Source organism: Streptomyces sp. NPDC051563 (assembly GCF_044454225.1).
Lineage (GTDB): Bacteria > Actinomycetota > Actinomycetes > Streptomycetales > Streptomycetaceae > Streptomyces.
The window spans coordinates 100435-113108 of sequence record NZ_JBITDL010000002.1; the positions used below are offsets into that span (position 1 = coordinate 100435).

A 12674-nucleotide genomic window follows, 5' to 3' on the forward strand; every position below is an offset into this window, starting at 1 on the left:
GCAAGAGCACCGAGAGCGCCGAGAGCGCCGAGAGCGTCGAGAGCGTCGACAGCACCGGGCGGATCGAGAGCGCCGAGCAGGCCACCGGCAGCGCCTCCGGCGCCCGATGGGTCGTCACCGGCGCCGCCGGCATGCTCGGCCAGGACGTCCTGGCCGTCCTCAAGGACGCCGGCATCGCGGCCACCGCCCTGCGCCGCACCGACCTCGACATCACCGACCCGGCCGCCGTCCGGGCCGCCGTCGAGGGCGCCGCCGTCGTCGTGAACTGCGCCGCCTGGACCGACGTCGACGGCGCCGAGAGCGCCGAAGAGGCCGCCACCGCCGTCAACGGCACCGGCGTGCGCGTCCTGGCCGAGGCCTGCGCCGCGGCCGGAGCCCGCCTCCTGCACGTCTCCACCGACTACGTGCTGCCCGGCGACGCCGAGCAGCCGTATACCGAGGACTCCGCGACCGGCCCGGTCAACGCGTACGGCCGCTCCAAGCTGGCCGGCGAGCAGGCCGTGGCCGAACTGCTGCCGCAGCACGGCTACGTGGTCCGCACCGCCTGGCTGTACGGCGAGCACGGCCCGAACTTCGTCGCCACGATGCTCAAGCTCGCCGCCCAGCGCGACACCCTCGACGTGGTCGACGACCAGCACGGCCAGCCCACCTGGTCCTACGCGCTGGCCGGCCGCCTCGTCGAACTCGGACGGGCCGCCCTGGCGGGCCGCGCCCCCGGCGGGGTCTACCACGGCACCGCGAGCGGCCGGACCACCTGGTTCGGGCTGGCCCGCGAGACCTACCGGCTGAGCGGCCTGGACCCCGAGCGGATCCGGCCCACCGACTCCTCCGCGTTCGTACGGCCCGCCGTGCGGCCGGCGTTCAGCGTGCTCGCGCACGACCGCTGGGCCGAGGCCGGCCTGCCGCCGCTCGCCGACTGGCACGAGCAGCTGGCAGCGGCCCTGGCCCTGCCCGCCTTCGCAGCGCCCGAGGGCGCGGACAGGGACGGCACCGCGGGATGAAGAGCCTGCTGAGCAAGATCAGCGCGGCCCTGCCGCCGGGCACCGTCGCGGTGGCCGGCGGCACCGTCGTGCTCGGGGCGGCCTCGTACGTCCACCTCGGCGTGGCCGGGCACAGCCTGTCCACGGAAGCCATGGCGAACGTCTCGGTGCTGTGGACGATCGTGATGGCCATCGGGCTCGGCATCTTCTTCCCCATCGAGCAGGAGCTCACCCGGATCGTCGCCGCCCGCGCGGTCGACGGCCACGGGGCGGCCCCCGTCCTGCGCCGGGCCACCCTGCTCACCGCGGCGATCCTCGGCGCCACCCTGCTCGTGCTCGCCGCGGCCGCCGGACCCCTCGCGGACCTGCTCTTCCACGGGGACCGGGCCCTGGTGGCGGCCCTCGGCGCGGCCTTCGCCGGCATGGCCGTCTGCTACCTCACCCGCGGGGTGCTGGCCGGCCTCGGCCGGTTCGGCGCGTACGGCACCCAGCTCGCCGTCGACGGCGGGCTGCGCATCGTCCTCGCCTTCGGCTGCGCCGTGGCCCTGCCGCACTCCGCGCTCGCCTTCAGCCTCGTACTCGGGGTGGCGCCGGTCGTCGCCGCCCTGGTCACGCTGCCCGCGCTGCTGCGCGTGGTCGAGCCCGGCGAGGAGATCGCCTGGCGCGAGCTGACCTCCGGGCTGGGCCTGCTGATCTGCTCGACCCTGCTCTCCCAGGTCGTGGTCAACGCCGCCGTGATGAGCACCAAGCTGCTCGCCCCCACGGACAGCGTGCTGATCGCGGCCCTGCTGAACGCCCTGGTCCTGGCCCGGGTCCCGCTCTTCGTCTTCGGCTCGCTCCAGGCCTCCCTGCTCAACGGGCTCAGCGCCGCCTTCCAGGCCGGCGACCGGGCCGCGTTCTCGGCGATGCTGCGCAAGATCGCCATGGTCGTCGGAGCACTCGGCCTGCTCGGCGGCATCCCCGCCACGGTGCTCGGCCCCTGGCTGATCGGCGTGCTCTTCGGGGCCAAGCCGGCGCTGGGCTGCTTCGACTTCTTCCTGTTGTCCGCGGGGACCGTGGCGTACATGTTCGCGATGGTCCTCGGACAGGCGCTGATGGTATTCAAGCGACACAACCTGCAGCTGCTCTGCTGGGCCATCGGTACCGCCGTGCTGGTCGGCGTCACCTTCGCCCCCGGCGACGTGGCCCTCCGTGTGATCCTGGCCTATGCTCTCGGCTCCGTTGCCACCGTCGTGGCTATGCTGACGGCGCTGAGACTGAAGTTCCCGGAAGCCGGTCCGGGAGCCGGCGACGGCCCCGGGCGGACGGACGTCGCGAGCCCGCTGGGCGCCGGCGCGGCAGGGACGTGACCGTGCCCGCCTCCGAAGTCCCACAGACCCCCGAGCACTCGTATGTGCCACATTCCGCTGGAGCTACCGTGTCCCAATACGACGATGTCTGGCTGGTCATACCGGCCTATAACGAGGGCCAGGTGATCGCCGGTGTCGTCGAGGGAGCGCGCAAGACCTTTCCGAACATCGTCGTCGTCGACGACGGCAGCTCGGACGACTCCGCGCAGCACATCGCGTCCACCGGCGCCCACTTGGTGCAGCACCCGGTCAACCTCGGCCAGGGCGCGGCCCTTCAGACCGGTCTGAAGTACGCCCTCTCCCAGCCGGGAGCCCGCTACTTCGCGACCTTCGACGCCGACGGCCAGCACCAGACGCACGACGTCGAGAAGATGGTCGCCGTACTGCGCGCCGACGAGGCCGACGTGGTGCTCGGCTCCCGCTTCATCGAGCAGAACGGCCAGGTGCCGTGGATCAAGCGGGTCGTGCTGCGCACGGCCGCGGCCGTCAGCCCGACCGCCCGCAAGCTCAACCTCACCGACGCGCACAACGGTCTGCGCGTGCTGGGCCGCGCGGCGGCGGAGAAGCTGCAGATCACGCACAACGGCATGGCCCACGCCTCCGAGATCGTCGGCTACCTGGCGGGCTCCGGGCTGCGCGTCGTCGAGGTCCCCGTGGACATCCTCTACACCGAGTACTCGCGCGCCAAGGGTCAGTCCCTGATCAACGGCGTCAACATCCTCTTCGACATCACCCTGCGGGAGCGTGGCCGCCGATGAAGTACTTCTGGATCCAGCTGGTGCTCATCCTGGGCTCCGTGTCCCTGGCCCTCATGTTCATACGCAACTGGGACCAGGCGAAGACCCGTGCCTGGAAGCGCATCGCCTTCTCGGTGTTCGTCCTCGTCAACGTGTACGCCGTCCTGCGGCCCACCGACGTGACCTGGCTGGCCCACCAGCTCGGCGTCGGCCGCGGCACCGACCTGGTGCTGTACGTGATGGTGCTGGCCATGGGCTTCCTCACGCTCAACACCTTCCTGCGCTTCCGCTCGCTCGAGAAGAAGATCACCGACCTGGCCCGGACGGTGGCGCTCAGCGAGGGCGCGCGCCACAACGACGAGCGCCTCGGCCCGGACGCCGTCCGCCAGCCGGCCCCGGTCGAGCCCGCGCCGCCGGCCGCCGAACCCGCAGACTCCGTCAAGGCCTGAGGAATCACCGTGGTGACCTTCGACTTCATGCTCCCCTACTACGGGGACGTCAAGCTGATGCAGGATGCGGTCCTCAGCATCCTGGCGCAGACCGACCCGGACTTCCGGCTCGTCGTGATCGACGACGGCAAGGAACCGGACGTCCCGGGCTGGTTCGCGGAGCTCGGCGACGAGCGGGTCCACTACACCCGCAACGAGCAGAACCTCGGCATCAACGAGAACTTCAAGAAGTGCGTGCACCTCTCCGAGGCCGACTACGTCGTCATCATGGGCTGTGACGACGTGCTCCACCCGCACTACCTGGAGACCGTACGGGGCCTCGCCGAGGCCCAGCCGGGCATCGGCATGATCCAGCCCGGCGTCGAGGTCATCGACGGCGAGGGCCGGGTCACCGCCGGTCTCGCCGACAACGTCAAGCGCAGGCTCTACGCCCCGCAGGTCAAGGGCAACCGCACGATGGCGGGCGAGGAGCTGGCCGTCAGCGTGCTGCGCGGGAACTGGCTGTACTTCCCGTCCATCGCCTGGCGCGGCGAAGCCCTGCGCAAGGTGAACTTCCAGTCCGAGTACTCGGTGGTCCAGGACCTCGCGCTCGTGGTCGACCTCCTCGAACTCGGTGAGGCGATGGTGATCGACGCCTCGACCACCGCCTTCCAGTACCGCCGGCACGCCGTCAGCGAGTCCTCGGTCCAGGCCTTCACCGGCACCCGCTTCACCGAGCAGGCGCGCTACTTCGAGGCCGTCGCCGAGCGGATGGAGGCCCGCGGCTGGCCCAAGGCCGCGCGCGCCGCCCGCGTCCACAGCGCCTCCCGCCTCCACGCGATCACGATGCTCCCCGGGGCGCTGCGCCGCGGGAACCGCGAGGGTGCCAAGAACCTGGCCCGCCACGCCTTCACCTCCGGGCAGAGCTGAGCCTGCCCGGCAGTCCAACCAGAACAGGAAGTGCCAGGGGTGCAGTCGGGAACCGAAACGATGGACGCGTCGGCAACGCGGGACGCGTCCGCCCCTGAGCGGTCCGGCAAGCCCGCCGGGACCGAGCGGCTGCTCGCGCTGCGGGACTCCGCCCTGCGCCGGCGGTGGTTCTGGCCCGCGGCGCTGGTCACCGGGTACCTGACGCAGGTGCTGTTCCGGCTCTCCCTGGTGTGGGGCAACAGCTACCCCTCGGTCCACGCGGACGAGCCCTCGTACCTCGTCCTGGCCCGGGTGCTCGCGGGGCGGCCGGCGACCGAGATGCCGGTCGGCTCGGTCATCCCCGGCGGCTACCCGCTGCTGCTCTCCCCGGCGCTGCGGATCGCGAACGACCCGGTCACCGCGTACCAGCTGGTCATGGGCATCAACACGGTGCTCAACGCGCTCGTCTTCCCGCTGGCCTACGTGGCCCTGCGCAGGCTCGACCTGCCCCGCGGGCTGTCGTTCCTGATCGCCACGGCGGCGGCGCTGATGCCGCCCGTGGTCTTCTACTCCGAGTTCGCGATGTCGGACACCGTGCTCCCGGTGATCCTCCTCGGCTGGCTGATCACCCTGCACGGCTGGCTGAGCGAGGGCGACGCACGCCGCCGCACCTGGTACGGAGCGGGGGCCGGCCTGCTGGCCGGGTACTCCATGGCGGTGCACGACCGCGGCGGCGTGGTCGTGGCCATCACGGCGGCGGTCTTCCTCGGGGCCCTGGTCTTCCGGTGGGCGCCGCTGCGCTCCACGCTCGCCGCCTGGGGCGGCCTCGCCGTCTCCGTGCTGGGCGCCAAGCTCCTCGCCGGCTGGCTGGAGGCGCAGTTCAAGGACACCCCGCCCAGCTCGGTCGGCACGCAGGTGATGGACAACCTCGTCGAGCCCGAGCTGCTGCGCCGCACGGTGACCCGGACGATCGGCCAGCTCTGGTACTTCTCGGTCTCCTCCTGGGGCTTCGGCGCGATCGCCGTCGTCCTGTGCGTGTTCGCGGTGTTCAGCCCCCGCTTCACCCGGGCCTCGCGGGTGGTCTCCTTCGCCATGGTCGCCCTGCTGTGCGGGATCGCGCTGGCGGCGGCCGCCGGACTGCCCGGGGACAAGCGGATCGACAACTGGGTCTACGCCCGGTATCTGGCCGTGCTCGTGCCGGCGTTCTTCGTGGTCGGCGTCGCCGCGCTGTGGCGCGCGCGGAGCGGGGCGCTGCTGCGGCTGGTGCTGGGCGCGGTGGTGTTCACCGTGGTCACCGCCGAGTTCGTGATCATGGTGGTCGGCAAGGGCCTCTACGCCCGCTGGATCATCCCGTGGGCCATGCCGGACGCGCTGTTCCTGGCCTCGGAGTGGACCAAGCTGCACATGTGGCGGACCATCGCCGGCGCCCTGCTGGTGCTCGCCGCCTGCGTGATGTTCAGGCTGGCCGGCGGGCGCCGGGTGGTGTGGGCCGTCGCGGTGTCGCTGGCCCTGTTCGCCACGTACGCGACGACCACGGTCACCTCGAACGTGGCCGAGCCGCACCGCAAGATCCGCAAGTACCTGGCCACCGGCTTCACCCAGTCCGCGGAGCTCAAGCCGGGCGAGAACCTGGTGATGGACGAGGACGTCGACTGGGGCCTGCGGATGGCCCAGGCGTTCGAGGTGTACGACGGCCGGGTCTGGACGCGGAAGCTGGAGCACGGCGACCGGCCGCCGGCCGGGGCCGACGCGGCCGTCCTGCGGCTGACCCCGAAGGACGCGACGCCGGAGGCCTCCTGGCCGGACGCCCCGCAGGGCTGGTACGTCTCCAAGGTGAACAAGACACACGAATGGGTGCTCTGGCGCCACCGCTGAGGCCGCCGCACGGCCCCCGGGCCCGACGCCCCGACCCCGGTCAGCCCCTCGGGGCGGGCCGGGGTCCGTGCTTCACCCGACCGGCCCCCGCTCGCCTCCTCCCGCACGTCTGCCCGTAGCATCCGGGCGATCAGGTGGGGCACCTGAGCTGTTCGGAACTGGGGCCGGGGACAAGTTGAGACTGGGTCGTGTGCGCGGTACGGCGCTGGCCACCGCATTCGGGGTGGCAGCGGTGCTCGGTTTCCAAGGGGTGGCGGGCGGATCGGGCCCGGGCGCCGCAGGGGCGAAGGCATCGGGGGAGGCGCCGGGGAAGGCGAGGGCCTACAGCGCCGCGGCCGGCGGGCAGCCGGGCAGGGCCAAGGCCGGGGTGGACCGGCTCGCCCTGAAGTCCGAGGGCTCCGGCGGGGCCGTGCTCGCCCAGCAGGACACGGACCTCTTCGGCCTCCTCGGCGTGTCCTGGACGGACCCCGAGGCCACGGTGAACGGCGCCATCGAGGCCCGTTCCCGCAGCTCGGAGACCGGTAAGTGGTCCCGGTGGATCACCCTGGACCCGGTGCGGCCCGGGCTCGACGGCAAGCGTCCGGGCGCGCCCGGCGCCACCGAGCCCGTGTGGTTCGGCCCGTCGAACGGCGCCGAGGTGCGCGTGAAGGGCGGCGCGGCCCTTCCGGCGGGCCTGACCCTGAACCTGGTGGACCCCGGCACCGCCGGCGCCGCCAGGAAGAAGGGCGAGCTGCCCGCCGAACCGGCCGCCCTCGCCACGGAGGCGCTGCCGCCCGGACCGCCCTCCACCGCCCCGCAGCCCCCGGTGGTCACCCGGGCCGAGTGGCAGGCGGACGAGAGCCTGAACGACGAGGCCCCCGGCTACCTCCCCGGCGGCAGCGTCAAGGCCGTCTTCGTCCACCACACGGCGAGCGCGCAACCGTACGACTGCTCGCAGTCCGCGGCCATCGTGCGGAGCGTCCACGAGTACCACGTGAAGGTCGAGCTGTGGCGCGACCTCGGCTACAACTTCCTGATCGACAAGTGCGGCACGGTCTTCGAGGGCCGCAAGGGCGGCATCGACCAGCCCGTCCAGGGCGCACACACCTTCGGCTGGAACGCCGAGTCGATGGGCATCGCCGTCCTCGGCGACTACCAGACGGCCGGAGCTCCGGCCGCCGCCCTGGAGTCGGTCTCCCGCATCGCGGCCTACAAGCTCGGCCAGTACGACGGCGACCTGAACGGTACGACCACGCTGGTGGCCGGCAGCAGCCAGAAGAACTACTTCGGCACCTCGTTCACCGGGGGCCAGCCGTATCCGTTCAAGACCCTCTCGGGCCACCGGGACGGCTTCAACACCGTCTGCCCGGGCGGCGGGCTCTACGACCAGCTCGCCGCGATCCGGACCAGCGGTCCGGCGCAGCAGCTGAAGATCGCCAAGGTGAACGGCACGGTCCCCGGGCCGGGCACGACCCCGAAGTCCACCGGCCCCCTGAAGGTCGACTGGACCACCAGTACGGCCAACGGCCTGCTGGGCTCGTTCGAGATCCTGGTGGACGGCACATCGGCCGGGACGGCCGCGGGCACGGCCCGTACGGCCGGCGTGGTGCTCACCACCGGAACCCACACGGTCCAGGTCAAGGCCACCGCGGCGAACGGCAAGGTCTCCACGAGCCTGCCGGTCACCGTGGTCGCGGAGGTCCCCGTGCCGAAGTCCGCCACGTTCGTTCCGGTCACCCCGAAGCGGCTGATGGACACCCGCGAGGGCCTCGGCGTACCCAAGGCGAAGGTGGGCGCGCAGGGCGTGGTGACGCTCCCGGTGGCGGGTACGGCGGGGATCCCGGCCGAGGACGTCACCGCGGTCGTCCTGAACGTGACGGCGACGAACCCGACGGCCGCGAGCTATGTGTCGGTGTACCCGAGCGGGACGGTGCGCTCCAGCGCCTCGAACCTGAACGTGACGCCCGGGCAGACGATCCCGAACCTGGTGGTCGTCCCGGTGGTGGACGGCAAGGTCAGCTTCTACAACAACGACGGCACGGTCGACCTGATCGCGGACGTCACCGGCTACTTCGCCAAGGCCGACGGGGGGTCGACGCACGTCAGCATCGGCCCGAAGCGGCTGATGGACACCCGCGAGGGCCTCGGCGTACCCAAGGCGAAGGTGGGCCGGCAGGGCGTGGCGACCCTGCCGGTGGCGGGTACCGCGGGGATCCCGGCGACGGGCGTCACCGCCGTCGTCCTCAACGTCACCGCGACGAACCCGACGGCCGCGAGCTACGTCTCGGTCTACCCGAGCGGCACCACCCGCTCCAGCGCCTCGAACCTGAACGTGACGCCGGGGCAGACGATCCCGAACCTGGTGATCGTGCCCGTGGTGCACGGCAGGGTCAGCTTCTACAACAACGACGGCAGCGTCGACCTGATCGCGGACGTCACCGGCTACTTCACCTCGGCCGGCGGGGGATCGGCGCACGTCAGCACCGGTCCGAAGCGGCTGATGGACACCCGCGAGGGCCTCGGTGTGGCGAAGGCGAAGGTGGGCGCGCAGGGCGTGGTGACGCTCCCGGTGGCGGGTACCGCGGGGATCCCGGCGACGGGGGTCACCGCGGTCGTCCTCAACGTCACCGCGACGAACCCGACGGCCGCGAGCTACGTCTCGGTGTACCCGAGCGGGACGGTGCGCTCCAGCGCCTCGAACCTGAACTTCACCCCCGGCCGGACGATCCCCAACCTGGTGGTCGTCCCCGTGGTCGATGGGAAGATCAGCTTCTACAACAACGACGGCAACGTCGATCTGATCGCGGACGTCACCGGCTACTTCGCCGAGTGACACGGGGCTCCGCAGGCGGGGTGGGGGACATGGGGAAGAACGACGAGGGCATACCGGCCGTCTCCGACGAGGAGTGGGCGCAGTTCCTGGCCCAGGCCGAGGCGGGCACGGGGGAGGCCCCCAAGGAGCCGTCGGCGCGGGCGCGCATGGTGGCCGCGCGGCTGCGCGAGGAGGACGCCCGGCGCGGCTCCGCCGGGCCGCCCGCCTGGCGGGCCGGTGTCGCGGCGCGGCAGCGGGGGAGGGGCGGGCGCCGGCTCAAGGCGGGGCTGGCCATCGCCTTCGTCGCCGCCCTCGCGCTGATCGCCGTACGGCCCGAGCTGGTCATCGACAAGCTCACCGGGAAGGCCGACCGGGACGCGCAGGCGCGGCAGCGCCTGTCGGCCGAGACGGAGCGCCCGAGCGCCCCGCCCACCCCGGTGGACCCGGACCGGCCGACCCTCACCGACCCCTTCCGGGGCTCCCCGGCCCTCGCGTGGGCGGACGGGGCGGCCGGCATCGAGGTCCCGGAGGCCCAGGCCGTCGGCGGCATGAGCAAGGAGCAGGTCGCCGGCGCGCTGGCGAAGGCCAAGCAGTTCCTGGTCGCAGCCAACCTGGACCCGGCGACCCTGCGCGGGGAGCGCCCCACGGCGGTACTGGAGCTGCTCGACCCCAAGCTGAAGAAGAGCCCGGGCCACCTGGAGCAGGCCCTGGCCGCCCCGAGCGCGGAGAACGACCCGCTGGAACTGCTCACCCGGGCGAACCCGGCCGAGCTGATGCCCGTGGGCGACGTGGTCAAGGTCCGCGGCCGCATGTGGGTGGAGCCCGGGCAGGGGCCGGGCAGGGTCCGCGTGCTGGTCGACTACACGTTCGTGTACCCGTTCGTGAAGGCGAAGCCCGGCGCGGACGAGGTCAGGCGCACCATCGTGCGGCGCACGATCACCTTCGGCGTGGCCGACCCGCACAAGTGGCAGGCCACCGAGGGGAAGCTCTGGCTCGACGAGGTCGACGTGAGCCTGGGCAACAGCGCGTGTGACGTCCACGACGGCTTCGTGCACCCCGTCTTCGACGAGGACGCCGGCGCGGGGCCCACGCCCTCCGGAACTCCGGTGGATCCGTACGACCGCAGCAAGGACCTGGAAGCCGAGCGGCAGAAGGGCTGTGGCGCGCTGACCCGCTCCTGAGCGGGCGCCGGACCAGGGACCGGGACCCCCGCCGCGTGGTGCAGTTTGACCACTCAGCGTGGCGGGGTATTCTCTTCGGCCCGATTGGCGCCATACGTGTCTCGTATGGCAGACTACTCAAGTTGCTCGGCCGTGTGCCGATGCTGCGCGCCTCCCGCCGGGAGGACCGGAAGCGAGTCCCACAGTACTCGTCGCCTTACCTGCCTCTCGGGGCAGCAATGGGGCGGACGTACGGGAATCTTCTGGGAAGCGTCAGCACGGTGCCTGCCAGGTACTCGGTGGGTGTTTGCCCCCGATCTGCGGTCTTGGGACCGCGCCCCCTTGGACGAGGGAATTTCCGTATGGGAATTTTCTGTAGAGGGAGCGCGACACGCCCGACCGCGTGGGTCGGAGGAGAGCGGCGGAGAGATCCGCAGCCGGCCGAGGACCAGAGCGTTTCCACAACAGACAGGACTACGGAGTAGCCATGGCGGGACAGAAGATCCGCATCCGGCTCAAGGCCTACGACCACGAGGTCATCGATTCGTCGGCGAAGAAGATCGTCGAGACGGTGACGCGCACTGGTGCGTCGGTCGCGGGCCCGGTGCCGCTGCCCACTGAGAAGAACGTGTACTGCGTCATCAAGTCGCCGCACAAGTACAAGGACTCGCGCGAGCACTTCGAGATGCGCACGCACAAGCGCCTGATCGACATCCTCGACCCGACGCCCAAGACCGTTGACTCGCTGATGCGCCTGGACCTTCCGGCCGGCGTTGACATCGAGATCAAGCTCTGAGAGGCACGGAGAAGATGGCAAAGCAGATCAAGGGCGTCCTGGGCGAGAAGCTCGGCATGACCCAGGTCTGGGACGAGAACAACCGTGTCGTCCCGGTGACCGTGGTCAAGGCCGGGCCCTGCGTTGTTACCCAGGTCCGTACGAACGACGTCGACGGCTACGAGTCGGTCCAGATCGCCTTCGGCGAGATCGACCCGCGCAAGGTGAACAAGCCCCTCAAGGGTCACTTCGCCAAGGCTGACGTCACCCCCCGCCGCCACCTGGTGGAGCTCCGTACCTCCGACGCCAGCGAGTACACGCTCGGCCAGGAGATCACGGCTGCCGTGTTCGAGTCCGGCGTCAAGGTTGACGTCACGGGCAACAGCAAGGGCAAGGGCTTCGCCGGTGTCATGAAGCGTCACAACTTCAAGGGCCTCGGCGCCGGCCACGGCGTCCAGCGCAAGCACCGCTCCCCCGGTTCGATCGGTGGCTGCGCCACCCCTGGGCGTGTCTTCAAGGGCATGCGCATGGCCGGTCGTATGGGCAACGAGCGCGTCACCACCCAGAACCTGACCATCCACGCGGTTGACGCGGAGAAGGGTCTGCTCCTCATCAAGGGTGCAGTTCCCGGTCCGAACGGCGGCCTCGTCCTGGTCCGTACCGCGGTTAAGGGGGCTTGAGTTAATGAGCACCATTGACATCCTTTCGCCGGCAGGCGACAAGGCCGGTACCGTCGAGCTCCCTGCGGAGATCTTCGACGCGAAGACCAGCGTTCCGCTGATCCACCAGGTCGTCGTCGCTCAGCTGGCTGCTGCCCGTCAGGGCACGCACAAGACCAAGCGTCGTGGCGAAGTCCGTGGTGGTGGCCGCAAGCCGTACCGCCAGAAGGGCACCGGCCGCGCTCGCCAGGGTTCCACCCGCGCTCCGCAGTTCGTCGGCGGTGGCGTCGTCCACGGCCCGCAGCCGCGTGACTACTCGCAGCGGACCCCGAAGAAGATGAAGGCCGCCGCCCTCCGCGGTGCCCTCTCGGACCGCGCGCGTCACTCCCGCATTCACGTCGTCACCGGCGTGGTCGAGGGTGCCGCCTCCACGAAGGCCGCCAAGACGCTGTTCGGCAAGATCTCGGAGCGCAAGAACCTGCTCCTGGTCGTCGAGCGCGCCGACGAGGCTGCGTGGCTGTCCGCCCGCAACCTGCCCCAGGTGCACATCCTGGAGCCGGGCCAGCTGAACACGTACGACGTGATCGTCTCTGACGACGTGGTCTTCACTCAGGCCGCTTTCGAGTCCTTCGTGTCTGGCCCCAAGGCCGATGAGACCGAAGGGAGCGACGCCTGATGTCTGAGGCGACCGTTACCAGCAAGACCTTCACCGACCCGCGCGACCTGCTGATCAAGCCGGTTGTCTCGGAGAAGAGCTACGCGCTGCTGGACGAGAACAAGTACACGTTCATCGTCGCGCCCGGCTCCAACAAGACTCAGATCAAGCAGGCCGTCGAGGCGGTCTTCGGGGTCAAGGTCACCGGGGTCAACACGATCAACCGTCAGGGTAAGCGCAAGCGCACCAAGACCGGTTTTGGCAAGCGCGCTGACACCAAGCGCGCCATCGTGACCCTCGCTGAGGGCGACCGAATCGACATCTTCGGCGGCCAGGCCTCCTAACGGAGGTCTAGT

12 protein-coding genes are annotated in these 12674 nt (G+C 71.1%); all 12 read left to right on the top strand.

Going from position 1 to position 12674, the window contains the following annotated elements; all coding sequences use genetic code 11:
- Positions 1-131 precede the first annotated feature (131 nt).
- The 12 genes from rfbD to rplW all read left to right on the top strand — a co-directional run bounded on the left by rfbD (position 132) and on the right by rplW (position 12662).
- The gene (gene rfbD / locus ACIA8F_RS02650; RefSeq protein ID WP_399376621.1) at positions 132-1001 is read left to right on the top strand and encodes a dTDP-4-dehydrorhamnose reductase; all 870 of its coding nucleotides are present in this window, start codon (positions 132-134) and stop codon (positions 999-1001) included.
- Positions 998-2329: a lipopolysaccharide biosynthesis protein gene (locus ACIA8F_RS02655; protein WP_399376343.1), complete on the top strand. Its 1332-nt coding sequence runs from the start codon at positions 998-1000 to the stop codon at positions 2327-2329. The genes rfbD and ACIA8F_RS02655 overlap by 4 nt, the downstream gene beginning before the upstream one ends.
- Positions 2330-2397: 68 nt before the next feature.
- Positions 2398-3087, top strand: a complete 690-nt coding sequence (locus tag ACIA8F_RS02660; RefSeq protein ID WP_383946936.1) for a glycosyltransferase family 2 protein — start codon at positions 2398-2400, stop codon at positions 3085-3087.
- Entirely contained in the window at positions 3084-3515 is a 432-nt protein-coding gene (locus tag ACIA8F_RS02665) for a DUF2304 domain-containing protein (RefSeq protein WP_399376344.1), read from the top strand. Before ACIA8F_RS02660 ends, ACIA8F_RS02665 begins: the two co-directional genes overlap by 4 nt.
- A gap of 9 nt (positions 3516-3524) precedes the next feature.
- A complete protein-coding gene (locus ACIA8F_RS02670) occupies positions 3525-4424 on the top strand; it encodes a glycosyltransferase (RefSeq protein ID WP_399376345.1) in 900 nt (299 codons plus the stop codon).
- 60 nt (positions 4425-4484) lie between these two features.
- Positions 4485-6278 (top strand): hypothetical protein, encoded by a 1794-nt coding sequence (locus tag ACIA8F_RS02675; RefSeq protein ID WP_399376346.1) that lies wholly within the window; start codon positions 4485-4487, stop codon positions 6276-6278.
- A 190-nt stretch (positions 6279-6468) separates the two neighbouring features.
- A complete protein-coding gene (locus ACIA8F_RS02680; RefSeq protein WP_399376347.1) occupies positions 6469-9090 on the top strand; it encodes a peptidoglycan recognition protein in 2622 nt (873 codons plus the stop codon).
- Between the two features lie 29 nt (positions 9091-9119).
- Positions 9120-10250, top strand: coding sequence for a hypothetical protein (locus ACIA8F_RS02685; RefSeq protein ID WP_399376348.1), 1131 nt, complete (start codon positions 9120-9122; stop codon positions 10248-10250).
- 466 nt (positions 10251-10716) lie between these two features.
- The gene (gene rpsJ, locus ACIA8F_RS02690) at positions 10717-11025 is read left to right on the top strand and encodes a 30S ribosomal protein S10 (RefSeq protein WP_003948644.1); all 309 of its coding nucleotides are present in this window, start codon (positions 10717-10719) and stop codon (positions 11023-11025) included.
- A gap of 14 nt (positions 11026-11039) precedes the next feature.
- Entirely contained in the window at positions 11040-11684 is a 645-nt protein-coding gene (gene rplC, locus ACIA8F_RS02695; protein WP_266880616.1) for a 50S ribosomal protein L3, read from the top strand.
- A 4-nt stretch (positions 11685-11688) separates the two neighbouring features.
- Entirely contained in the window at positions 11689-12339 is a 651-nt protein-coding gene (rplD, locus tag ACIA8F_RS02700) for a 50S ribosomal protein L4 (protein ID WP_030008466.1), read from the top strand.
- A complete protein-coding gene (gene rplW / locus ACIA8F_RS02705; RefSeq protein ID WP_030154694.1) occupies positions 12339-12662 on the top strand; it encodes a 50S ribosomal protein L23 in 324 nt (107 codons plus the stop codon). Before rplD ends, rplW begins: the two co-directional genes overlap by 1 nt.
- Positions 12663-12674: the final 12 nt, after the last annotated feature.

Excerpts from the sequence above, each read along its gene's own strand:
- rfbD (WP_399376621.1), top strand. The coding sequence starts at position 132 with ATGCTCGGCCAGGACGTCCTGGCCGTCCTCAAGGACGCCGGCATCGCG.
- ACIA8F_RS02655 (WP_399376343.1), top strand. The coding sequence starts at position 998 with ATGAAGAGCCTGCTGAGCAAGATCAGCGCGGCCCTGCCGCCGGGCACC.
- ACIA8F_RS02665 (WP_399376344.1), top strand. The coding sequence starts at position 3,084 with ATGAAGTACTTCTGGATCCAGCTGGTGCTCATCCTGGGCTCCGTGTCC.
- ACIA8F_RS02675 (WP_399376346.1), top strand. The coding sequence starts at position 4,485 with ATGGACGCGTCGGCAACGCGGGACGCGTCCGCCCCTGAGCGGTCCGGC.
- ACIA8F_RS02685 (WP_399376348.1), top strand. The coding sequence starts at position 9,120 with ATGGGGAAGAACGACGAGGGCATACCGGCCGTCTCCGACGAGGAGTGG.
- rpsJ (WP_003948644.1), top strand. The coding sequence starts at position 10,717 with ATGGCGGGACAGAAGATCCGCATCCGGCTCAAGGCCTACGACCACGAG.
- rplC (WP_266880616.1), top strand. The coding sequence starts at position 11,040 with ATGGCAAAGCAGATCAAGGGCGTCCTGGGCGAGAAGCTCGGCATGACC.
- rplD (WP_030008466.1), top strand. The coding sequence starts at position 11,689 with ATGAGCACCATTGACATCCTTTCGCCGGCAGGCGACAAGGCCGGTACC.
- rplW (WP_030154694.1), top strand. The coding sequence starts at position 12,339 with ATGTCTGAGGCGACCGTTACCAGCAAGACCTTCACCGACCCGCGCGAC.